This is a genomic window from Denitromonas ohlonensis (assembly GCF_007625205.1).
GTDB classification, from domain to species: Bacteria; Pseudomonadota; Gammaproteobacteria; order Burkholderiales; family Rhodocyclaceae; genus Nitrogeniibacter; species Nitrogeniibacter ohlonensis.
On sequence record NZ_VMNI01000022.1, the window covers coordinates 20,156 to 40,704 of the forward strand.

19 protein-coding genes are annotated in these 20,549 nt (G+C 69.0%); 2 read left to right on the forward strand and 17 right to left on the reverse strand.

What is annotated here, in order from left to right; genetic code table 11:
* Positions 1–61: 61 nt before the first annotated feature.
* The 12 genes from FHP89_RS21100 to FHP89_RS19225 form a co-directional block, all read right to left on the reverse strand.
* Positions 62–1,426, reverse strand: a complete 1,365-nt coding sequence (locus FHP89_RS21100) for an eCIS core domain-containing protein (protein ID WP_222105448.1) — start codon at positions 1,424–1,426, stop codon at positions 62–64.
* A complete protein-coding gene (locus FHP89_RS21105; RefSeq protein WP_222105449.1) occupies positions 1,423–3,009 on the reverse strand; it encodes an eCIS core domain-containing protein in 1,587 nt (528 codons plus the stop codon). Before FHP89_RS21105 ends, FHP89_RS21100 begins: the two co-directional genes overlap by 4 nt.
* The gene (locus FHP89_RS19180; RefSeq protein WP_222105450.1) at positions 3,006–5,027 is read right to left on the reverse strand and encodes an eCIS core domain-containing protein; all 2,022 of its coding nucleotides are present in this window, start codon (positions 5,025–5,027) and stop codon (positions 3,006–3,008) included. Before FHP89_RS19180 ends, FHP89_RS21105 begins: the two co-directional genes overlap by 4 nt.
* Positions 5,024–5,278, reverse strand: a complete 255-nt coding sequence (locus tag FHP89_RS19185) for a hypothetical protein (RefSeq protein ID WP_144176071.1) — start codon at positions 5,276–5,278, stop codon at positions 5,024–5,026. The genes FHP89_RS19180 and FHP89_RS19185 overlap by 4 nt, the downstream gene beginning before the upstream one ends.
* Complete coding sequence (locus FHP89_RS19190; protein WP_144176072.1) at positions 5,275–7,191, reverse strand: ATP-binding protein; 1,917 nt, start codon at positions 7,189–7,191, stop codon at positions 5,275–5,277. The genes FHP89_RS19185 and FHP89_RS19190 overlap by 4 nt, the downstream gene beginning before the upstream one ends.
* A 7-nt stretch (positions 7,192–7,198) precedes the next feature.
* On the reverse strand, positions 7,199–8,509 hold the full coding sequence (locus tag FHP89_RS19195) for a DUF4255 domain-containing protein (RefSeq protein WP_144176073.1): 1,311 nt from the start codon (positions 8,507–8,509) through the stop codon (positions 7,199–7,201).
* On the reverse strand, positions 8,506–9,300 hold the full coding sequence (locus FHP89_RS19200) for a hypothetical protein (RefSeq protein WP_144176074.1): 795 nt from the start codon (positions 9,298–9,300) through the stop codon (positions 8,506–8,508). The genes FHP89_RS19195 and FHP89_RS19200 overlap by 4 nt, the downstream gene beginning before the upstream one ends.
* The gene (locus FHP89_RS19205; RefSeq protein WP_144176075.1) at positions 9,297–10,007 is read right to left on the reverse strand and encodes a hypothetical protein; all 711 of its coding nucleotides are present in this window, start codon (positions 10,005–10,007) and stop codon (positions 9,297–9,299) included. Before FHP89_RS19205 ends, FHP89_RS19200 begins: the two co-directional genes overlap by 4 nt.
* A gap of 4 nt (positions 10,008–10,011) precedes the next feature.
* On the reverse strand, positions 10,012–10,536 hold the full coding sequence (locus FHP89_RS19210) for a phage tail protein (protein WP_144176076.1): 525 nt from the start codon (positions 10,534–10,536) through the stop codon (positions 10,012–10,014).
* A gap of 15 nt (positions 10,537–10,551) precedes the next feature.
* A complete protein-coding gene (locus FHP89_RS19215) occupies positions 10,552–12,141 on the reverse strand; it encodes a phage tail sheath family protein (RefSeq protein WP_144176077.1) in 1,590 nt (529 codons plus the stop codon).
* A gap of 667 nt (positions 12,142–12,808) precedes the next feature.
* Positions 12,809–13,402 (reverse strand): DUF3306 domain-containing protein, encoded by a 594-nt coding sequence (locus FHP89_RS19220; protein WP_186300244.1) that lies wholly within the window; start codon positions 13,400–13,402, stop codon positions 12,809–12,811.
* A complete protein-coding gene (locus FHP89_RS19225; protein WP_186300245.1) occupies positions 13,383–13,883 on the reverse strand; it encodes a DUF3305 domain-containing protein in 501 nt (166 codons plus the stop codon). The genes FHP89_RS19220 and FHP89_RS19225 overlap by 20 nt, the downstream gene beginning before the upstream one ends.
* Positions 13,884–13,981: 98 nt before the next feature.
* Here FHP89_RS19225 and FHP89_RS19230 point away from each other — a divergent pair, with 98 nt between their 5' ends.
* Complete coding sequence (locus FHP89_RS19230; protein ID WP_144176080.1) at positions 13,982–14,860, forward strand: formate dehydrogenase accessory sulfurtransferase FdhD; 879 nt, start codon at positions 13,982–13,984, stop codon at positions 14,858–14,860.
* A complete protein-coding gene (mobA, locus tag FHP89_RS19235) occupies positions 14,857–15,453 on the forward strand; it encodes a molybdenum cofactor guanylyltransferase MobA (RefSeq protein WP_144176081.1) in 597 nt (198 codons plus the stop codon). Before FHP89_RS19230 ends, mobA begins: the two co-directional genes overlap by 4 nt.
* Before the next feature lie 45 nt (positions 15,454–15,498).
* Here mobA and FHP89_RS19240 read toward each other — a convergent pair whose 3' ends face one another.
* The 5 genes from FHP89_RS19240 to FHP89_RS19260 are packed head-to-tail and all read right to left on the reverse strand — an operon-like array spanning position 15,499 to position 20,516.
* Positions 15,499–16,494: a formate dehydrogenase subunit gamma gene (locus FHP89_RS19240; protein WP_144176082.1), complete on the reverse strand. Its 996-nt coding sequence runs from the start codon at positions 16,492–16,494 to the stop codon at positions 15,499–15,501.
* A 10-nt stretch (positions 16,495–16,504) separates the two neighbouring features.
* Entirely contained in the window at positions 16,505–16,729 is a 225-nt protein-coding gene (locus tag FHP89_RS19245; RefSeq protein WP_144176083.1) for a hypothetical protein, read from the reverse strand.
* The gene (gene fdh3B / locus FHP89_RS19250; RefSeq protein ID WP_144176084.1) at positions 16,726–17,355 is read right to left on the reverse strand and encodes a formate dehydrogenase FDH3 subunit beta; all 630 of its coding nucleotides are present in this window, start codon (positions 17,353–17,355) and stop codon (positions 16,726–16,728) included. The genes FHP89_RS19245 and fdh3B overlap by 4 nt, the downstream gene beginning before the upstream one ends.
* Before the next feature lie 12 nt (positions 17,356–17,367).
* Positions 17,368–20,268 carry a molybdopterin-dependent oxidoreductase gene (locus tag FHP89_RS19255; RefSeq protein ID WP_144176085.1) on the reverse strand — a complete coding sequence of 967 codons (2,901 nt, stop codon included), beginning with the start codon at positions 20,266–20,268 and terminating at the stop codon, positions 17,368–17,370.
* A gap of 11 nt (positions 20,269–20,279) precedes the next feature.
* Entirely contained in the window at positions 20,280–20,516 is a 237-nt protein-coding gene (locus FHP89_RS19260) for a formate dehydrogenase (protein ID WP_144176086.1), read from the reverse strand.
* Positions 20,517–20,549 lie beyond the last annotated feature (33 nt).

The following is a 20,549-nucleotide window of genomic DNA, read 5'->3' on the forward strand; positions in this document are numbered from 1 at the left end:
GCCGACGCGATACCGCTTTCGACGAGTTGGGGAGATGGGCTGTGGTCGCGCATGGTGTCTCCTAGAAGCGAAACCGCAGTGAGCCGCCGATGAAGTTGGCCGGCGGCAAGCTGCCCGGCGTGGGTGGGGTATCGGGCGTGGTCAGTTGGCCCTGCGCGCCAAATTCGAATTCGGCCACCGGCACCTCGCGGCAGGGCGCGCCAACGCGCTCGATCTCGGAATGCACATTGGCCATGGCAGCGACCACCTCGGCGTAGCGCGCCTGCGGGGCGAAGGTGCGCGACAGCTCGCTGGCCTCGGGGTCGGGTGGCGGTGGGGTCTGCACTGCCTGGATCGCGTCGCGCAGGCGGGTGCCGGCCGCCTGCAGCGCCGAGCGCGCGGCGGCCGGGTCCACGGCCCGGCACACGGTGCGCGTGGTCTGCACCGTCAGCCCGGCCGAACCCCGGCCCTCGGTGGTCATGCTGGCGCGGGCGATGATGCGCACATGCGGCACGGCATTGACGGTGACGCTGAAGGAAAACTCACTGGGGCTGGCGTTGAGCGAGAACACCACCCGCTCGGCCCCGCGGAACGGCACCGGCAGGCGCACCGCCAGCGACGCCGGCAGGTCGATGGTGACCGCCGCCGCGCCGAGGTTGAAGGCGATGGTGGTCGAGGGCAGCGACAGCCCGCCGCCGGTCGCCGGGGCCGGCGCGCCACCGGCCGGCGGCGTGGTGCCCGGTGCGCGGCGCGGACCGGGCGCCACCGGCCCCGGCCGTGAGCTGCGCGGCGGCAGGCCGAAATTGGGCGTCAGGCAGGGGTTGCCGGCCACCAGCGAGGCGAGGCTCACGCCCGGGTGACAGGCACGGTAGATCTGCAGCAGGCGGGTGCGGCTCACCGCCTCGGGCGAACGCAGGCTGAGCCGGCACAGGGTGCCGATGTCGCAGGTGGCCTCGGCCATCGAGGCCTGGAAGGACGCGTCATCTTCCGTGCCCGGCACCGGATCGCGCGACACCGCCGGGCTGGCGGCGCTGATCGTCGGCATCGGCGCACCGGTGACCACGCTGTGCGCCGCGCGCCGGGCCTCGCCCTCGCGCTGGGCGGTGCTCAGATCGGCGCCACCGCCCTGGCGCTGCTGGATCGCGTGGGTCAGCTCATGCGCCAGCCGTTGCCGGCCGGCCGGGGCGTTTGGCGCATAGCCCTCCGGCCCGAACACGATGTGCCGCCCCACGGTGTAGGCCCGCGCCGACAGGGCCTCTGCGGACTGTGCCGCGGCGGCGTCGGTGTGCAGACGGATATCGCCCAGATCGGTGCCGAAGCGCTGCTCCATGGCCGCCCGGGTGAGCGCATCGAGCGGCCGCCCGGCGCGGCGCAGCACGTTGGCGGCGACAGCCGGTACGGCCGCGTGGCCGGTGCGTTGCACCCGGGTGTGGGCCGGCGCGCTCATCGCCCCCTCCGTCGGCCACGGCCACCCCGTGCGCGCGGCACGGTGATCGTCACCGCCGGCAGGCCGCCGGCGATGGCCGTCTCCCAGGTCGATTGCTGGCCAGCGTTGCAGCCGTGATTGGTCTGGCGGTCGTAGAGCCGCTGCTGGCGCGACAGCGTGGTGCGCGCGGCGCGCAGCAGGGCGTCGAAGTTGGGCGCGGTGGACAGCATGCCGTTGGCCTTGCGGGCCATGGCGCAGGTGAGGTTGAAGTGGCCCTGCTCATGGGCCAGCAGACGACCCGACTCGACGCCGGCGCGGTCACTGCAATCGCGCGCCACGACGGTGGCGCACTCGGCGCGCGAGGTGGCCTGGTCACCCCGCGCCCGCGCGCTGGCCGGGCAGGTCCGGCTGGCCGCGCTGCTCATGCCGAAGGTGCCGCCGACCCGCCCCGCCCGCGCCTCGCGGTCGAAAAAGGTCTGGCAGCTGGCGACGGTGCGATTGCAGCCGTTGTGCGCCGGGTCCGACGCGTTGGCGAACTCCGGCTTGACCCAGGATCGGCCCGGTGTGAAGAAGGCCTGCACGCCGCGGGTGTTCGGCTGGGTATAGGGGGCGCAGCGGCTCAGCGCGGTGTTGATGGCGCGCTCGCGCAGCCCGGACGCTGTCATGGCCCCGAAGCGGCTGCGCCGTGGCGCCCGGCCGCTGAAATTGGCCCAGGTGAGGGCCGTTGCCGGATCGCATTCGGCCGGGTCGGGCGCTGCGGTGGCCAGGCAGGCGCGTTCGGCCTCGACAGCGTCGCGCTCGACGCCCATCGGCAAGGGCGCCCCCTCGAGCGAACTGTCGAAGGGTGCGGCGTAGCGTTCGCTGATCGGGCCACCGATGCCCCCGGCGGCATGCGCCTCGGCGGGCTCTTCGTCCATGGGCTCCGGGGCGCGCGGTTCTTCGTCCTCCGGGCGGTTGCTGCGTGTTTCCGGCTCGGGCGCGGCGGCGCTGCGCTGCAGGGTGCCGCTTTGCTGCACCACATGGGCCAACTCGTGCGCGAGCAAGCCCTGCCCGGCCGCCGTGTCCGGCGCGTAGCGGCCGGTGGCGAACACCAGATGATGGCCAACGGTGTAGGCGTGGGCCGACACCTCACGGGCCGAGGCGGCGGCCGCGCTGTCGCGATGTACGCGGACGCGACTGAAGTCGTGACCGAAGCGCGGCTCGAAGAAGGCGCGAGCACTCGGGGCCAGCGGCTCGCCGCTGCGGCCGAGGGTGCGATCCACACTGGCCGGGACAGCGCCGGCACGGGCGCTGGCCGTCTGGCCACGCCGGGTAAGCCGGGGCGTGCCGGTGCGCGAGATGGCGCCCTCGACAGCGCCCATGCGCATCACCTGGTCGGCGGCGCGATCGGCCTCATGCTCCAGCGGGTCGTGGCTGGCGCCGATGCTGAGCCGCGCCTGCAAGCCGACGGCCTCGCGCTGCTTGCAGGCCTCGCATTCGCCGTCCGCGGCGCTGGTGCTGTTGCCGCAGGCGCACTTGCGCTGCAGGAAAGGCGCCGAATGCGAAGCCGAAGTCGTCGTTGCCGCCGGCCGGGCCGTTTTGAGGGGGGCGAGTGATGTCGTCATAGCTGTCCCATGCCGCCCCGTGTTTTGGCCAGATCGAGCACGAAGGCGTCGAGTCCGGCGATGGCCGGCTCCTCGTCGAGCAGCGCGCCGAGCACCACGGGCAGCTGCGCGCCGACCGGCTGCTTGCGGAAGCTGCGCCAGTCGGGGATGGCCACCTCGATACGCTTGTCCGGCTTGTCGAGCACGAAGCGCCGCCCGAGCACCACTTTCTTGTCGTGGATGCCCGTGCTCAGGCGCGTGAAGGCATCGACGAGCACTTGCAGCCGCGCCAGCGCGACGGCATCGGGCTGGCCGAAATCGGTCTCCTTGCCCAGCGTGGTCAGCGCGGTGACCACCTGCTGCGACAACGCAGGGAAGAGCGACCAGCCGCTCGACCCGCCCTGCACTGACTGGACTTCCGTCAGCAGCACGCCGAGCCGCTCGCCGGCCTGGGCGATCGCCTCTTCGGCCAGCGCCACGCTGAGGCGCGCCCGGCGGCGGCCGAGCACCGGTCGCACGGTGAGCTTGCCGGAGAGCTGTTCGGAGTCCTCCAGCGCCGCCTCGGCGCCCGGCAGCGCATTGCCGCCGTCTTCGGCCACCACGCCGCGAAACGCGAACTGCACCAGGCTGTCGGGGTTCTGTAGCGCCAGCGGCGAGAGGTCCACATCGAGCTTCTTCGACCCCGCGCCGAGGAACTGGAACAGGCGCTCGTTGGTGTAAATATCGACAATGCCAGGCTGCACCACGTGATGGATGGCCTCGTGCGCCATCACCGCCGTAAGCCGGGTGGCAAAGCCCGCGTCGGAGGCGGCCTGGGCGGCCTCGGTGGCTGATGCATCGGGCACCTGGCGGACGCCTTCGGTGCTGCCCACTTCGCCCTCGGTGCGATAGACCGTGGACACCTCGGGCGGATTGAGCATCTGCTTCGGCGACGGATTCTCGCTGCACACCACGATATGGCCCTGGCCGTAGTGGGCAGAGGCACCGGTGGCGCACAGGTCGGTGCTGTTGGTCGGGTCGCAATGCACCGTGCCCGAGCCGGGCGGATCGGACACCGTGCTCTGCCCCAGAAAGCTGGCCGCGGCGCGGTAACGGTCGGCGGTATCGGTGCGGGTTTTTGCGCTGTTGCTGCCCGACCCGAAGCTGTTCTCGAACTGCCGCTCGATGACCGGCGAGGGATTGGCCAGCAGGTCGGCGGCGCGTTCGAACACGCCCTGGGCCTTGCGGCGCGCGGCATCGATGCGCGTTACCTGATCGGCGGTGCAGGCGCAGGCCGGGCACACGGCGCTGGCCGGCACCGGCGGCGGTGCGCTCGGCGTGGCGGTGGGCGGCATGCCGGGGATGCGACCGGGTGGCAGCGCCGGCGTGCCGCCGGGGACCCCCGGCACACCACTGGGCACCGGCGAGGGGGCCGGCGCGCGGCGCAGCACGGCGGCCCCGCCGCGCTGCTGGACGACATGGGTCAGCTCATGGGCGAGCAACTGCCGCCCGGCGAGGGTGCCGGGCGCGTACTGGCCGCCGGCAAAGGCGACATGGCGGCCCACCGTGTAGGCCCGCGCCCCCACGGCCTGCGCCGAGGCGTGGGCCTGCGCGTCGGTGTGGATGCGGACATCGCCGAAGTCGCGGCCAAAACGCGGTTCGAAGACGCGCCGCAGCGACGGGTCCAGCGGGCGGCCGGGCGCCGCGAGGGTGCGGTGCACCGCCGGCGGCGCAGCGCCTGTGCCTGCCGGCGCACTCGCCCGGCGCTGGATGCGCGGTGTGGTCAGGCCACGGGTGGCCGGCTGGTCATGCCCGGGGTGACGGGGCGCGGGCGGGCGCATCACTTCGGCGGCCACGCGGTCGGCCTCGGCTTCGAGCGGGTCGTCGCTGCGGCCGATGGTCAGCTTGCGCTGCAGGCCGAGCGCCTGCTGGCGGGTGCAGTCTTCGCACGCGCCGCTCAGCGGCCCCGCCGCCGCGCCGCAGGCGCACTGGCGCTGCAGCACGCCGGTGTTGTCCGGCGTCGCCGAGGGCGTTGCCTGCAGGGCGGTGGTGTGGTTCATGGCTTGACCCCCCGCGCGATGCCGCCGGCAATCGCCTGCCCCGTGGCGTAACCGTTGCCGCCATGGGCCACGGCCACGCGACCGGCGCCGATGCGCGCTCGATCACCTCCGCCCGTCAGCGTGCCGAGCGCACCGGGCTGGGCGAGCAGGCGCTGCAGCTCGGCCTGCACACCGGCGGCGACGGCGTCGGCGTCATGCCGGTCGATACCGGTGAGTACCAGGCGGTCGATGTGGAGGACGAGGCGGGTCATACCCACCCCCGTGTTTCGGCGTCGGTGGGGGACTTCTCACGCTTGGCCGCTTCGAGGTGGGCGGCGCGCAGCAAGTGGGCCATGCTCACCGGGGTGCCGGCCTCGGCGGCAAGGAAGGCCGCCGACAGCGCGATGTTGCGGATGTTGCCGCCGGTAGCGTTGAGGCGCGCCAGTTTCACGAAATCGAGATCGCCCAGCGGCGTGGCGGCGGGGAAGATGCTGCGCCAGATGGCTTCGCGCTGGACGGCGTCGGGGTAGGGGAAGTGCACCACGAAGCGCAGCCGGCGCTGGAAGGCGGTGTCGAGCGCGGTCTTGTGGTTGGTGGTGAGAATCGCCAGCCCGCGGTAGGCCTCCATGCGCTGGAGCAGGTAGCTGACTTCGATGTTGGCGTAGCGGTCGTGGCTGTCCTTGACCTCGCTGCGCTTGCCGAACAGCGCGTCGGCTTCATCGAAGAGCAGCAGCGCGCCGATGTCTTCGGCGGCGTCAAACACCTTGCGCAGGTTCTTTTCGGTCTCGCCGATGTATTTACTGATCACCGCCGACAGGTCGATGCGGTACAGCGCGAGACCAAGTTCGCCGGCCAGCACTTCGGCGGCCAGGGTTTTGCCGGTGCCGCTCTCGCCGCTGAACAAGGTGGCAATACCGAGGCCGCGCGCACCCTTGCCGGCAAAGCCCCAGTCGTGATGCACGGTGATGCGGTGGCGCGCATGCACGGCGAGCTGTTGCAGGGTGCGGCGCTGGGCGTCGGGCAGGATCAGGTCGTCCCAGGTGGCGCAGGGCACGATGTGCTGCGCCATGTCGCTCAGCGCCGTGCCGTCGCCGCGGCTGAGGCGGTGCAGCGTGGCGGCAGCATCGGCCGGATCGCTGCGGTCGACCTGACGCGCGCAGGCGGCGATGCGCCGGGCGCCGAGGCGGTACTGGCTGGCGAGGCTGTCGAGTGTGTCGGCGAGCGTGTCGGCGGCATCACCGAGGGCGGCTTGCCAGAGCTGACGCTGGCCGGGGGCGTCGAGTTTGCTGACCGAGTAGTGCAGGCTGTCGCCATCGATGCGCGGGGCGTGGGCACCGCTGACGACGAGCAGCCCGTCGATCTGCGGGATGAAGCGGCTGAGCGCGGCCGAGGGGGCATCGTCGCCCTGCACGATCAGCAAGCCCGCGCCGAGCAGGGCCGCTTCGCGCTGCCACAGACTGACCAAGGAGGCCTGTTCGTGCGGCGCGGCAGGGATGTCGGCGGCGCGCAGCGCGAACAGCGCCACGCCGAGCGTCTGGGCCAGCGTGGCAGCGACATCGCGCTGGCCGTCGGTATCGTCGCCGGAGAGCATCACGGTCGGCAGGCGGCCGGCCTGATCGGCGAGTTGGTCGGCCGCGCGTTCGGCGATGTCGCGGTGGGCCTCGGCCATCAGGCTGGCCGGCGGCACGGCGTCTAGCAGGGCGGCCAGACGGTGGTCGAGGTAGTTGAGGCCGGCGATGAAGTGCAGCACCCGCTCGTCGAGCCGCAGGCGGCCGGCGGTGAGGCCGGCGCTCTCGTCGACCTCGATCAAGCGCCAGCGCCGCAGCGGTGCGACCGGGGTGAGCGCGCTCCAGTGCGGGTCGGGCAGCACTGCCAGCGCGAGGCCGAAGCTGGCCCAGGGCCGCATCGGCTGGCCCGCCGCCTCGCCGCACAGCGCCGCCACGCGGGCATCCATCTCGGCGCCGGCCACCAGCAGGAGCAGGTCTCGCTCGAAGTCACTGAGCTCGAACAGCGTCACCAGGGTGTCGATGGCCGACGGGCTGGGCAGGCAGTTCGCCGCGCTTTCGACTTGTTGCTCGGCCTCGGCCACATCGCCCTCGCCCAGCCGCGCCCTGAGCCGGGCGAACTCAGCCACCAGCAGGTGCTGGTTGGCGGTGGTCCAGTCGAGGTCGAGTGGGGCGTTCATGGCCGGATCAGGTGATGGTGATGCGGTGGTTGAAGAAGGTCGGCGGCGTGGTGCTGCGGTCGGCCACGGGGCTTTCGATGCCGTCGATGCGCAGGCGCGCCAGCGGGGCGCCGGGGTCGGCGTCTTCGACGATGAAGTCGAGCGTGGTGGTGGGCGCGACGAAGCTCTCGGGGCCGACTTCGACCTGGCCGATGAGCAGCGACACGGTCTGCCCGGGGCGCAGCGCGGGGGTGAAGTTGAGCGTGATGTGCGCGTCGCCGGCGCCGTCGCGCGCCACCGCCTGCGGCAGATTGGTGATGTTGGGCGCGACGATGGCGGCGAGGCGGTTGGTTTCGCGGGCGATGGTGTCGCCCGGGCGGATGACATGGCCGGTGACGTCATACACGCCCACCGGGAAGTCCGCCGCGCGCGACACCGGAATGACCAGCACCATGCGATCCGAGGCGTTGGGGCCGCTGGCGGCGATCAGTTCATCCACACCGAAGCGCTCGTTGCGCAGATGCACCTCGCGCGCCGTGCCGTCGAGGTGATGGCCTTCGAGGCTGGTCGATTCGCCAAGGCGCACCACCGGCTGGTGGCCGGCCGGCACCACGGCTTCGAGCATGGGCAGCGGCGGAATCAGGCTGGGGGTGACGACCACGCCGCGCTCACGGCCGGAGACCGGATCGACCTCGCCGCGGCTGAGCACCGGCAAACCCGGGCGGGTCGGCCGGGTGGCCTCGATCAGCACCACGGAAACCTGGTAGGCGGCTGTGGGCCGGTAGTTGGCCTGGGTGGCGGTCCACAGCTTGGACATCTCTTCGGTGTTGAGGAACTGCGGGGTGATCTTGAGCTGCTCGACCTGGTCGGCCAGCCCGCACTCGGCCAGCGCACGCAGCGCCGGCGGCAGATCGACGCCGACATCGGGCGAGGGGTTGAGCGCGGTCTGGATCATCTCGCGCGTCAGCACCGGGAACTCGTGCATGAGCTGCATGGCGTAGCCGAGCAGGATTTCGGCGTGCAGGTCGCCGCCGCTGTAGGCCGAGATGAGGTAGTGCAGATCGAGCGCGAGCGGGGCGTTGCTGAGGCGGTGGCGACCGGAGGGGTCGCGCGAGGGCAGGCCCTCGTTGCGCCAGCCGATGTTGGGCGTGACCTGGTAGAGGAACAGGTTGAGCCCGCTGGCCTCGGTGCCGCCGGTGGCAACCACGCGGTCGGGCGGCAAGACGGTGACCGACACGGTGCTGCCGGTCATGCCGGCCACATTGTGATTGACCAGCCCATCATTGAGCCGGTCGCGCAGCACGGCGGTGACGCCGGCAATGGCCAAGGCGGTACTCATGAGGGGCTCCGCTGGCGCTTGGCCAGATAGGCGTCCAGCGACATCGGTGTCTGGCCGCTGCGCACCGGGCGCTTGGCGGGCGCGGGGGCCTGCACGGCGGTGACTTCGATGCGACCGATGTGGACGTGGACTTCGGTGGGTTCGGCGGCGACGGGCGTGGGCCGCACGGGCTCGGTGGTGCGCGGGGCGACGGTGGCCGCATGCGCCGGCAGCAGCGGCTCGGGCAGCGCGTCAGGCGTCGGGCTGCCGGCCGGCGTACTGCCTTCGGCACGATGCGGACTAGCGCCCCGCGGGGCCGATGTAGCCAATGTGGCCGGCGCGGCGCGGTCGAGCAGGCGCTCGGGCGTTGCCGACGGGGCGGACCATGCGTCGTCGCCCGCATCGGCCGGGTGCGGATACTGACGAACCGGCTTCGGCTGGGCCGCCGGGGGCGGATCGGACAGGCGCCCTGCGGTTTGTGGGGCATTCGTTGGCGCCGGCACCAGACGCTGCGCTTCCGTGGGCTCAGACGAGTCGGCCACCGTCCGCACATCGGCCGGGGTGCGCGTTTGCACGGCCGGGCGCCTGGGCGCGTCATGTCGCGGCGGGGCGACGCGGTCACGGCTGGCGACGGCCGATACCCTGCTGGCAGGCGAGTCGGTCGTATCGCCCGTCGCCAGCAGCGCCCCCGCGCCATCGTCCGTGGGCAACACGGGGGGCGGCGCCTGGAACGGCAGCCGGGCCATGGCATGCACCGTGGCCACCGGCTGGCCGGTGGCGTGGCGGGCGAGACGTCGGAACAGGCCGCTCATGGCCGCACCCGGGCAAGGTAGGCGGCGCGGCGGGTGTCGCTGAGCGCGAGGACCTCGGGCTCGGTCCAGCCATAGGCAGCGGCCAGCGCGTGGATGTCGTCGAGCAGGCGCCGGGCGTGGCTGTCGAGCTCTTCCCATAGATAGCTGGCGATGTCGAAGCTGGCCTCGGTCTGGTGCGCGCAGGCGGGGCAGACGACGGCCAGCGAGAGCTCGGCCCAGGGGTCGGCGGCTTCGATGGCAGCTTCGGCGGCGTCGAGCAGCTCGGCCAGCGCGGCCTCATCGTCCGGCAAGGCTTCGGCCGATTCGGCGCACTCGCGCAGCAACTGGCGCGCGGCCAACTCGGGATCATCGGCATTCACCAAAGCGGCCAGATGGCGGCTGCTCGGGCGACGGAAGCGGTGGCCGCCAACCACGATGGGCTCGGTGCTGAAGGGCGGGGCGGGCGGCAGATCGGCCGCGTCGAGCGCAAATTCCATGCGCTCGCCGCAGGCCGGGCAATCCACCCAGGACGCCAGATGCCCGCCGAAACTGGCCCGGCGCAGCGCCATCAGCGCGGCGTTACGCGCGCCGATGGGCATATCGGCCAGACGGTCGGCCGGCTGCTCGGGCGCGGCCAGGGCGTAGAGCAGCAAGGCGCGATCGATCGGATGGCGTCGTGCGCCCTGCTCCCAGACCGACAGGAGGCGTTCCGGGCGGATGGCGAGCATGGTCTCAGGCCGGTTCGGTGAAGCTCGGCTCGGTCGGCTCGGTCACGTCGTAGTCGCGTTCCCAGCCCTCGTTCTCCAGCTTGAGCGTCTGGATGGCGACGGCGTTGGCGTTGGCGTCCAGATCGGGCAGGGCCTGATATTCAGACACCCAGCAGCGATACACCTTGTAGGCCAGCACGAGCTGCCCGGCCTCGTTGTAGACCTCGATGATGAGGTCCTTGCGGAAGTCCTTGAGCGAGACCTCGGCGCCCAGGCCGGAGCCGAAGTTCCACACCTTGTTGGCCCACTGCTCGAACTCGACATCGTGGGTCACGCCGCGCTCGAGCGTGATGGCCTCGAACTTGGTGCGCCCCGGCGACTTGCGCGAAGTGCTCGGGTCGCCGCCCTCGCGATGCTCGACCAGCTCGGTGCTGCGCTTGAGCGCCCCGACCTTGCTGACGCCGGCCACGTAGCGGCCGTCCCACTTGACCCGGAATTTGAAGTTCTTGTACGGGTCGAAGCGCTGTGTGTTGACGCTGAACTGTGCCATCTGCGTTCTCCTTGATCAGGTCTCGATCTGACCGGCCATCTGCTGAATCTTCAGAACCACGAACTCCGCCGGCTTGAGCGGGGCGAAGCCGACGAGGATGTTCACCACCCCGCGGTCGATATCATTCTGCGTCGTGGTCTCGCGGTCGCACTTGACGAAGTAAGCCTCGCGCGGGCTGCTGCCCTGGAAGGCGCCCTGGCGGAACAGGGTCTGCATGAAGGCGCCGATGTTGAGGCGGATCTGCGCCCACAGCGGTTCGTCGTTGGGTTCGAAGACCACCCACTGCGTGCCGCGATACAGGCTCTCTTCCAGGAACAGCGCGAAGCGCCGCACCGGCAGGTATTTCCACTCCGAGGCCAGCAGATCGGCGCCGGCCAAGGTGCGTGCGCCCCACACCAGATGGCCGGTGACCGGGAAGCTGCGCAGGCAGTTGAGGCCGATGGGGTTGAGCTGACCGTTCTGCGGGTCGGTCATGGTGTAGGTCAGGCCTTGCGCGCCGGAGAAGCTCGCCGCCAGCCCGGCGGGCGCTTTCCACACCCCGCGCTGCACATCGGTGCGCGAGATGATGCCAGCCACCGCGCCGCAGGGGGCGAAGTCGGCGAGCCGGTTTTCGGACAGCGGATCGGGCATGCGCAGGCGCGGGAAGTAGGCCGCGGCGTTGATCGCCGCGTCGTTGCCAATCGCCCCGCGCAGCGTGTTGACGCCGGTCACGGCGGTGGCGATGGCGGTGGCCGGGTTGGATGTCCAGGCCGCCGGCGGATCGACGATCAGCATCGCGCGGCGGGTCTGGCAATAGGTGGCGGCCGCGGCCCAGGTGGCGTTCGCCAGATCATTGGTCGGCGTGCGCGGCGGAATACACAGCAGGTTGAACAAGTCGGCCGACTCCAGCGCGAAGATGCCGGTGCGGGCGTTCTGGTCGCCGGTGATCTGGGCGTCGGCAATCGGGTTGCCGTCGCTACCCAGCGTGCCGGCGGCGGTGGCGGTGCCGTCCGGGTTGGCCACCGACACCGTAGCGTCGGTCGGGCTCTCGGTGGCCGGCGCCGAGGTTCGCACATTGACCAGCGCGGACTGCTCGTTCAGCACGGTATTCACGAAACGCGGGCTGGTCGGGTCGACCGACACATTGCGGAACTGCTCCGAGGCAATCGCCCGCGTGCCGCCGGGCCGGTCGAGCTCTTCGACAAGCAGGTTGAACAGCAGGGTGTCGGCGGTGTCGCGGGTGAGGTGATCCACCGTGGCGCGCAGCGCGCTGCCCCAGGTGCCGGGGCTGGCCGCTTCGAGCACCAGCGAACCCCCGGTGGTGGCGAGGGTGATGGTCGCGGTGCTGGTCGACACCGTGCCGTTGAACACCCGCACGATCAGCGCATCACTGCCGCCGTGCTGGAAAAACTGATTCACTGCATAACTCAGGGTGCTCGGTTGCCAGAGCCCGCCGAACAGGCGCGAGTACTCGGCAAAGCTCTGCACCCGCACCGGTGCGTTGACCGGCCCGCGCAGGGCGCGACCGATGAAGGCGGTAATGGAGGTGGCAACCCCGGTGATGGTGCGCACCCCGCTGGGCACTTCTTCCACATAGACGCCGGGATAGGTCAAGGCAGACGGCATGGTCGTGACTCCTCTGTGCTGAGAAGCCGGCAAGCGCCATGGCGACAACTTGCCGGCCCGGTTCTCTATCAGCCCGGCGGGCTCGCGGAGGCCACGGCCACGCGATGCCACTCGGACGGTTTCCCAATCGACGCAGACGACAACGGTTGCCGCGACGGCACGTGGATTAACGCAGCCGGGTCGCGGTGACGTCCTGCCCCGAAACGTCGCTGCCTTGTGTGGCGTCGACGTGGGCCGAACGGGTGATTCAATGCCTTTTCAATCTAGAAACGATGCCATTCGAATGCAACCTGCAAGACTGAAAAACAGTCGCCGGCGCCCGACACGCGACTCAGCGGCACTTCAACAAAATGCTGTTGGCGTAACAAATGCCGCCATTGACCACGTTAAAGAATGTGTCGACAAATCCGGCAGATAGCGAGGGGCATCGGAACCCGCAGGCTGCATGGACATGCAATACGGATGCACGACCGAGCCGGGCATCCGCTTCACAATTTCGTTTGCAACAAGATGTTTTCTTCCGGCCTGGGCGGCGATAAAAAAACGGGCGTGCCTTTAAAAGGCACGCCCGTGAGCGATTTTCAGGCCGCTCGCCCTTGGCGAAACGGCGTGCGACCGGCGTTACTTTGCGGCTGCGGCAGCCACCCGCCGGTCCGCCTGCGCTGGCTTACCCATCGTCCGTGGTCGGCCGCTCGGCCGGCGCGTCGGAGTCCGCAAGGGGTGTGTCATCCGTCGGCGCCACTTCGGGGGCGACCTCCGCGTCTGGCCCGGACGGGTCTGCCGCGGCCTCACGCGCTGCTTGCGCAACGGCAAGCGCCTCGTCTTCCATCTCGGTGAGCGTTTTGGCGGGCGTGGGGTCAAGCACGGCCCGAGCATGGCGAAGCAGGCTGCGGTCGGCGTCGTCCATGTCGGGGATGAGATTGTAGTCATCCATGTAGACGTCCAGGCCATCGACCTGATTGAAATGCGCATGCGAGAAGAGCTGTGCCATGGCCTGGCGCTTGAGCGCGGCGGGCACTTTGGGGCGCAGGAAGGCGCTGAAGTCATCGGCCAGGGTGAGCGACGCGGGGTCGGGCAGGGGCCGTTCGTCCCGCGGGTCGGGCGCCGGCACGGATGCGCCGACGGGTGCCGGCGCAACAACCGGCTCGGGCGGCGCCTCACCACGCGCGATGGCTTGCTTGCGCTGCGACCAGCGACGCAGAAAGCCGCTCTCCTCGGCGGTGGGCGCGGGCGCGGGCAGTTTAGTGTCCCGGTCGGTCACGGTGGTCTCCTGTGGCCGCGTAGCGCTTGCCACGCTTTTTCTCGGGCTCGCGCCAGTGGGCCCGCGCAAAGGCGGCGATGATCTCGCACCAGCCATCGGGCAGCGGCAGGCGCTCGACGCTCTCACCGGCGTCCATCCAGCGCGCCGCCTCGTAGAAATTGGCGCTCACCGCCACCACCGTCGGCGGTCCGTCGGGCTGGTCTTCGTTGGCGGGCCGCAGCATGAAAAACAAGGAAGGCTCATCGGCACAGGTGTTCATGTGATAACCCTCGGCTTCATCCCCATGCAGCTCGAGCTTGAGCCCCGAGACCACCACCTGGTCCGGCCCGTCGGGCTGCGGCACCTCGCCGAAGGCCAGACCAACCAGCGCCCAGCGGTGGTCGATCCACGGGTTGCCGTCCACCGTTTGGCGCGCGAAACACACGGCCAGCTGGTCGGCGCCGTTGAGGGCTTCAACACCTGGATTCGGTACGTCTGACACGATCGCTTCTCCCGACAGCCTGTTCACGGCGAACAGGCCCTAAAATACGCCTTCAAACATAAACCGAGACGGCCCGGTTCCGCCAGGGCGCCCCCGACATGACGGAGACACCACCCATCGACACCGATGCCCCCATCGACATTCCGCTTGGCAGCGGACCCGATGCGCCGCGCCTGTCGACTACCCGCGCGCGGCGTCCAGCCACGGCCACGGCGCAGGTGCTTGACCATGAAGGCCTGCCGCGCGAGGTCGAGGTGCCGGGCGAGCACGCGCTCACGGTGTATCTCGACAAGCACGAGGTGGTCACCCTGATGACGCTCGGCCAGGCGCCCGAAGCCTTGATCATGGGCTATTTGCGCAACCAGGGTCTGGTCGAATCGCTGACCGACCTGTGTTCGGTGCATGTGGACTGGAGCACCGGCGCCTGCGCGGTCACCACCCGAAGCCAGCGCCCGCCCACCGAGCGCATGGCCAAACGCACGGTCACCACCGGCTGCGGCCAGGGCACCATGTTCGGCAACTGGCTGGAGGAATTGCGCCCACTGGACACCGACGCGAGCTTGCCCGTCGCCACGCTTGACGCGGCACTGGCCCGCATCCTCGCGCTCGACACCATCTACAAGCGCTCCGGCTCGGTGCACGGCTGCGCGCTGCTGCACAACACGCCCGAGGCGCCGCTGCTCTATCACGTCGAGGACGTGGGCCGGCACAACGCGGTCGATGCCATTACCGGCTTCATGTGGCTGGACGAAGAAACCGGGCAGGGAAAAATCTTTTACACCACCGGCCGACTGACCTCCGAAATGGTCATGAAGGCCGTCCAGATGCGCGTTCCCTTCCTGGTGTCGCGCTCCGGGCTGACCCAGATGGCGCTCGCACTGGCCCAGGAAATGGGCGTGACCTTGATCTGTCGGGCGCGCGTGGGTCGTCATCTGGTCTACACTCATCCGCACCGCATCACGAGAACCCCTGAATGAGTCACCCACGTATTTCCGGCCTGGTCCTGGCCGGCGGACTCGGCCGCCGCATGGGCGGGGCCGACAAGGGGCTGGTCATGCTCGATGGCCGCCCGATGGTCGACCATGTGCTGGCCCGCCTGCACCCGCAAGTCGACGCGCTGCTGATCAACGCCAACCGCAACACCGAGGTCTATTCGCGCTTCCGCATTCCGGTGCTGACCGACCGCCACAGCGGTTTCGTCGGCCCGCTGGCCGGGCTGGATGCCGGCTTCGCGCATCTTGGCCAGGCCGACGGCTGGGTGGTCACCTGCCCCTGCGACTCGCCCTTTGTGCCGCGCGATCTGGTCGCCCGGCTGCTCGATGCCGCCGACGCGGCCGATGCCGACGTGGCGATTGTCCGCTCGGACGATCAGCTGCAGCCGGTGTTTTTGCTTGCGCACACCCGCACCGCCGCTGCCCTGCACGCCTATCTGGCGGCGGGCGAACGCAAGATCGACCGCTGGGTGTTTACCCAGAAGCATGTAGTCGTCGACTTCGACGACTGCCCGGAAGCCTTCGCCAATATCAATACGGCCGACGAACTGGCACAGCACGGCCGGACCACCCCCTGATCAATCAACCGTGGCGCAACACGCACCACGGTTGGTTTCCATCGCTCAGTGCGCGGTCGATGGCCGCCCCGCGCCGGACGCGACCGGTGCCGCACCGCTGCCGCCCTTGGCTTCGCGATACCAGTACTCGTGGTGCTCCCTGGCCCAGGTTTCGTCCACATAGCCGGTCTTCATCGACTCCAGCGCACCTTCCATGCCGACGCTGCCGATGTAGATATGGCCCAGCGACAAGGCGATGAAGATGATGGCGCCGCTGGTGTGGATGATGTGCGCCAGCTGCATGTCCTGACGGATCTGGCCGTAGCCCGGGAAGTCGAGCACCAGCCCGGTGATGCCGACCGTCAGGCCAAGAATGACCACGCCAATCCAGAACCAGGTCTTCTCGCCGAAGTTGAAGCGCCACGAAGGCACATGCTCACCCGAGAGCAAGCCGCCGGCCTTGCGAATCCACAACGCATCGATGGCCTGCCACACGTTGTCGCGCGCAAACAAGGCCATCATCACCAGGGTCGAAGCGAAGAACAGCGGGCCAACAAAGTTGTGCACGTTCTTGCCCAGCGCCGCGATCCACGAGAAGGCGCTGTAACCGATCACCGGGATGACCACATGCTTGCCGAACAGCAGCGTCAAGCCAGTAATCGCCAGCAGCACAAAGGTCAGCGCCACCGTCCAGTGGGTCATGCGCTCGACGGTTGAAAAGCGCTGGATCAATCGCCCGGTGGGCGGCCCTTCCAGCACGATCTTGCCGCGAACCAGGCGAAACAGCACCAGCGCAATGAACACGCCGGCCAGCAACCAGCCGCCGATCTGGGTGATCGGGCCGTTGCGCCACTGTCGCCAGGTCTGGCCTTCGGACTGGATCAGCGTGCGATCGGCCGGGGCGGTGAAGGTGATGGACTGGGCCGTGCCGTCGCGCACGGCGCGGTACACGTCGGCGTTGTTATCCGGCGGCGCGGCCACCGCGGGTGCGGCGATCCAGCCCAGACCGAGGACGGCCGCCAGCAGCACGGCCCGCAATGTCACGATGAGGTGTGCGCACATGGTGTCCTCCTCAGCCCGGGGGCATGCGGCCGATTTCGGTCTGCTTGCGGGCGCGAGCGCGCATGTCACTCTCCCACTTTGCCTTGTCGCCACCGTAGGCGGCCGACTCCCAGGGTCGGGTGTCGGGCTTGCCCGAGTAGGTGCCGGCCTCGTAGTGGGTCACCTGCGGCACTTCGCTGCAGGCGGCCAGGGCCATCGCGGCACCGATCAGGAGCACGGCTTTCATGGTGTTCATTTGTCACCTCCGCGATTCTGCTCACGCTTTTGCTCACCAGCGCCGTAAGCGGTGTTCCAGCCGATCATCTCGGCGCCGCTGCCACCACGGCGGACCACCCGCTCGCGGAAGATGTCGGCCAGCGCCGTGCCGTCGCCGCCGAGCAGCGCCTTGGTCGAACACATCTCGGCGCACATCGGCAGCTTGCCTTCGGCGAGACGGTTCTTGCCGTACTTCTCGAACTCGGCGTCCGAGCCGTCGGCTTCCGGGCCACCGGCGCAGAAGGTGCATTTGTCCATCTTGCCGCGCTGGCCGAAGGTGCCGGTCTGCGGGAACTGCGGCGCCCCAAACGGGCAGGCGTAGAAGCAGTAGCCGCAGCCGATACAGGCGTCCTTGTCGTGCAGCACCACACCGTCTTCGGTGCGGTAGAACACGTCGACCGGGCACACCGCCATGCAGGGCGCGTCGGAGCAGTGCATGCAGGCGACCGACATGGATTTCTCCTGCCCGACCACACCGTCGTTGATGGTCACCACGCGGCGCCGCTGGATGCCCCAGGGCACTTCGTGCTCGTTTTTACAGGCGGTCACGCAACCGTTGCATTCGATGCAGCGCTCGGTGTCGCACAGGAATTTCATTCTCGCCATGTTCGTCTCCCCTTAGGCCTTCATCACCTGGCACACCGTGCTCTTGGTCTCTTGCATCATCGTCACCACGTCGTAGCCGTAGGTGGTGGCGGTGTTGACCGCCTCGCCACGGACGATTGGCGCCGCACCTTCCGGGTAATACTTGAGCATGTCCTCGCCCATCCAGCGACCGGAGAAGTGGAAGGGCAGGAAGACCGTGTCCGGCCCCACCCGCGGCGTGACCAGTGCGCGCACCTTGAGCTGTGCGCCGGTCGGCGATTTGACCCACACCCAGTCCTGATCGACGATGCCGCGATCAGCCGCGGCGCGCGGGTTGAGCTCGACAAACATGTCTTGCTGCAACTCGGCCAGCCAGGGGTTGGAACGGGTCTCCTCGCCGCCGCCCTCGTACTCGACCAGGCGGCCGGAGGTCATGATCAGCGGGAAGTCCTTGCCCACGTCGTGGTACTTGTCCTGCACTGACTTGAACAGCGTCGGCAGGCGCCAGTGGGTTTTCTTGTCCTCGTGGGTCGGGTATTTGTCGACCAGATCCGGCCGCGTCGAATACAGCGGCTCGCGGTGCTTGGGCACCGCGTCGGGGAAGTTCCACACCACCGCACGCGCCTTGGCGTTGCCGTAAGGCATGCAGCCGTGGTTTTTCATGATCACGCGGATCATGCCGCCGGACAGATCGGTCTTCCAGTTCTTGCCCTCGGCGGCGGTCTTCTCGGCGTCGGTGAGTTCTTCCCACCAGCCGAGCTTCTTCATCAGCACATGATCGAACTCGGGGTAGCCCATCTTCAGATCGGCATCGAGCGAGGAGGAGCCGTCACCGGCAAGCAGGGACACGCCATCCTTTTCCACGCCGAAACGCGCGCGGAAGTTGCCACCGCCGTTCATCACATGGCGGGTGGTGTCATACAGGTTGGGCGAGCCCGGGTGCTTGAGCTCGGGGTTGCCCCAGCACGGCCACGGCAGGCCGAAGTAATCACCATCGCAGGGGCCGCCTTCGGCCTTGAGCGTGCGCGGGTTGAAGGTGCTCATGTTTGCCATGTGCAGCTTGAGCCGCTCGGGCGACTGGCCGCTGTAGCCGATGGTCCAGGTGCCGAGGTTGATCTCGCGCAGGGTGTCTTCGACATCCGGCTCGTCCCAGCCCTTGGCATCCTTGGCGATCTTGATGTTCTTGCAGAACTCGTTCGCAAAACCGAACTTCTTGGCGAAGGCGTACATGATGGTGTGGTCGGGCTTGGACTCGAACAGCGGCTCGATGACCTTCTCGCGCCACTGCAGCGAGCGGTTGGAGGCGGTCACCGAACCGACCGTCTCAAACTGCGTGGCCGCCGGCAGCAGATACACGCCGTCGGTGCGCACCGACGCGGCCATCGCCGCCGTCGCCGACGGGTAGGGATCGACCACCAGCAGCAGCTCAAGCGCCTTCATGGCTTCGAGCATGTCCTTGCCGCGGCTTTGCGAGTTGGGCGCCATGCCCCAGAACACCTGAGCCTTGATGTTGGTGGCCTGATCGATCAGCTCGGGGTTTTCGGTCACGCCGTCGATCCAGCGCGACACGGTGATGCCCGGTTTTTCCATCATCGCCTGGCTGACAAAGCGGCCCTTGAGCCACTCGTAATCGACACCCCACACTGCGGCCCAGTGCTTCCAGGAGCCGGTAGCGATGCCGTAGTAGCCGGGCAGCGAATCGGGGTTGGGGCCGACGTCGGTGGCGCCTTGCACGTTGTCATGGCCGCGGAAGATGTTGGTGCCGCCACCGGCGACGCCGACGTTGCCCAGAATCAGTTGCAGCACACACATCATGCGGGTGATCGCGTTGCCGACCGTGTGCTGGGTCTGGCCCATGCACCAGACCACCGTCGAGGGGCGGTTCATGGCCATGGTCTCGGCGATCTGACGCACCTCGGCGTCAGGCACGCCCGTCGCCTCAAACACCTTGTCGGCGCTCCATTCCATGGCCTCGGCGCGAATCTGCTCCATGCCGTACACCCGGTCTTCGATGTACTTGGCGTCTTCCCAGCCGTTCTCGAAGATGTGGCGCATGATGCCGTAGATCAGCGGAATATCCGAGCCCGAGCGCAGCCGCACATACTGATCCGACTTGGCGGCCGTACGCGTGTAACGCGGGTCGGCCACGATCACCTTGGCGCCGCCTTCCTTGGCATGCAGGATGTGCAGCATCGACACCGGGTGCGCTTCGGCGGCGTTGGAGCCGATGAAGAAGATCGCCTTCGAGTGCTGCATGTCGTTATAGGAGTTGGTCATCGCACCATAGCCCCAGGTGTTCGCCACCCCCGCCACCGTGGTGGAGTGGCAGACCCGCGCCTGGTGATCCATGTTGTTGGTGCCGAACATGCTGACAAACTTGCGGAACAGATAACTCTGCTCGTTGGAGTGCTTTGACGAGCCGATCCAGTGCGTCGCATCGGCGCCGTGCTTCTCGCGGATCGCCATCAGCGTGTCGCCGACCTCGGTGATCGCGTCTTCCCAGCTCATGCGCACCCACTTGCCGCCCGACAGCTTCATCGGCGTACGCAGGCGATGCTCACCGTGACCATGCTCGCGCACCGAGGCGCCCTTGGCGCAGTGCGCGCCGAGGTTGATCGGGCTGTCGAAGACCGGCTCCTGGCCGACCCACACGCCGTTCTTCACTTCGGCGTCGATGGCACAGCCGACCGAACAGTGGGTACAGATGGTGCGTTTGATTTCGATCTCGCCCGCGCCGGCGGCCTTGGCCGCCTCGGCCGGCTTGACCATGGCAAAGGGCAGGCTGGCGCCGATGGCGCCCGCGCCGGCGGTCAGGCCGGAGCGCTTGAGAAAGCTGCGTCGATCGAGTCGCTTCGGCGTGGCACGACCACTGAGCGCTTCATTCAGTCCGCTGCCTGCGGGCGTCGCGGCCCGGTTGGATTTTTTTACCAGCATGGTCGTCTCCCTTACAGACGGGTGGAGCGGTAGTAACGGGTCACGTGCGCCGTTTCGCGGTAGCCCGAGGCGCTGCCATCGGGTTCGCTGAGCGCGTCAGCCACGGCGGGCGTGCTCGTGCCCATGCCGGTGACTGCCGCCACGCCGGCGGCGCCGGTGCCGGCCGCGGCAAACAGAAAACTGCGGCGGCCAAAGCTCGATGGCGCGCTCTCCGGTTCGCGGGTGGGCGTTTCGCGTGTCTCACTCATTTTTATTTCTCCCCGATTGGCGCTGTGTGCGCG

What these genes read in the sequence shown, in the direction of transcription:
- FHP89_RS21100 (WP_222105448.1), bottom strand. Translation starts at nt 1,426, where the DNA reads ATGAGCGCGCCGGCCCACACCCGGGTGCAACGCACCGGCCACGCGGCC.
- FHP89_RS21105 (WP_222105449.1), bottom strand. Translation starts at nt 3,009, where the DNA reads ATGACGACATCACTCGCCCCCCTCAAAACGGCCCGGCCGGCGGCAACG.
- FHP89_RS19180 (WP_222105450.1), bottom strand. Translation starts at nt 5,027, where the DNA reads ATGAACCACACCACCGCCCTGCAGGCAACGCCCTCGGCGACGCCGGAC.
- FHP89_RS19185 (WP_144176071.1), bottom strand. Translation starts at nt 5,278, where the DNA reads ATGACCCGCCTCGTCCTCCACATCGACCGCCTGGTACTCACCGGTATC.
- FHP89_RS19190 (WP_144176072.1), bottom strand. Translation starts at nt 7,191, where the DNA reads ATGAACGCCCCACTCGACCTCGACTGGACCACCGCCAACCAGCACCTG.
- FHP89_RS19195 (WP_144176073.1), bottom strand. Translation starts at nt 8,509, where the DNA reads ATGAGTACCGCCTTGGCCATTGCCGGCGTCACCGCCGTGCTGCGCGAC.
- FHP89_RS19200 (WP_144176074.1), bottom strand. Translation starts at nt 9,300, where the DNA reads ATGAGCGGCCTGTTCCGACGTCTCGCCCGCCACGCCACCGGCCAGCCG.
- FHP89_RS19205 (WP_144176075.1), bottom strand. Translation starts at nt 10,007, where the DNA reads ATGCTCGCCATCCGCCCGGAACGCCTCCTGTCGGTCTGGGAGCAGGGC.
- FHP89_RS19210 (WP_144176076.1), bottom strand. Translation starts at nt 10,536, where the DNA reads ATGGCACAGTTCAGCGTCAACACACAGCGCTTCGACCCGTACAAGAAC.
- FHP89_RS19215 (WP_144176077.1), bottom strand. Translation starts at nt 12,141, where the DNA reads ATGCCGTCTGCCTTGACCTATCCCGGCGTCTATGTGGAAGAAGTGCCC.
- FHP89_RS19230 (WP_144176080.1), top strand. Translation starts at nt 13,982, where the DNA reads ATGACGGAGACACCACCCATCGACACCGATGCCCCCATCGACATTCCG.
- mobA (WP_144176081.1), top strand. Translation starts at nt 14,857, where the DNA reads ATGAGTCACCCACGTATTTCCGGCCTGGTCCTGGCCGGCGGACTCGGC.
- FHP89_RS19240 (WP_144176082.1), bottom strand. Translation starts at nt 16,494, where the DNA reads ATGTGCGCACACCTCATCGTGACATTGCGGGCCGTGCTGCTGGCGGCC.
- FHP89_RS19245 (WP_144176083.1), bottom strand. Translation starts at nt 16,729, where the DNA reads ATGAACACCATGAAAGCCGTGCTCCTGATCGGTGCCGCGATGGCCCTG.
- fdh3B (WP_144176084.1), bottom strand. Translation starts at nt 17,355, where the DNA reads ATGGCGAGAATGAAATTCCTGTGCGACACCGAGCGCTGCATCGAATGC.
- FHP89_RS19255 (WP_144176085.1), bottom strand. Translation starts at nt 20,268, where the DNA reads ATGCTGGTAAAAAAATCCAACCGGGCCGCGACGCCCGCAGGCAGCGGA.
- FHP89_RS19260 (WP_144176086.1), bottom strand. Translation starts at nt 20,516, where the DNA reads ATGAGTGAGACACGCGAAACGCCCACCCGCGAACCGGAGAGCGCGCCA.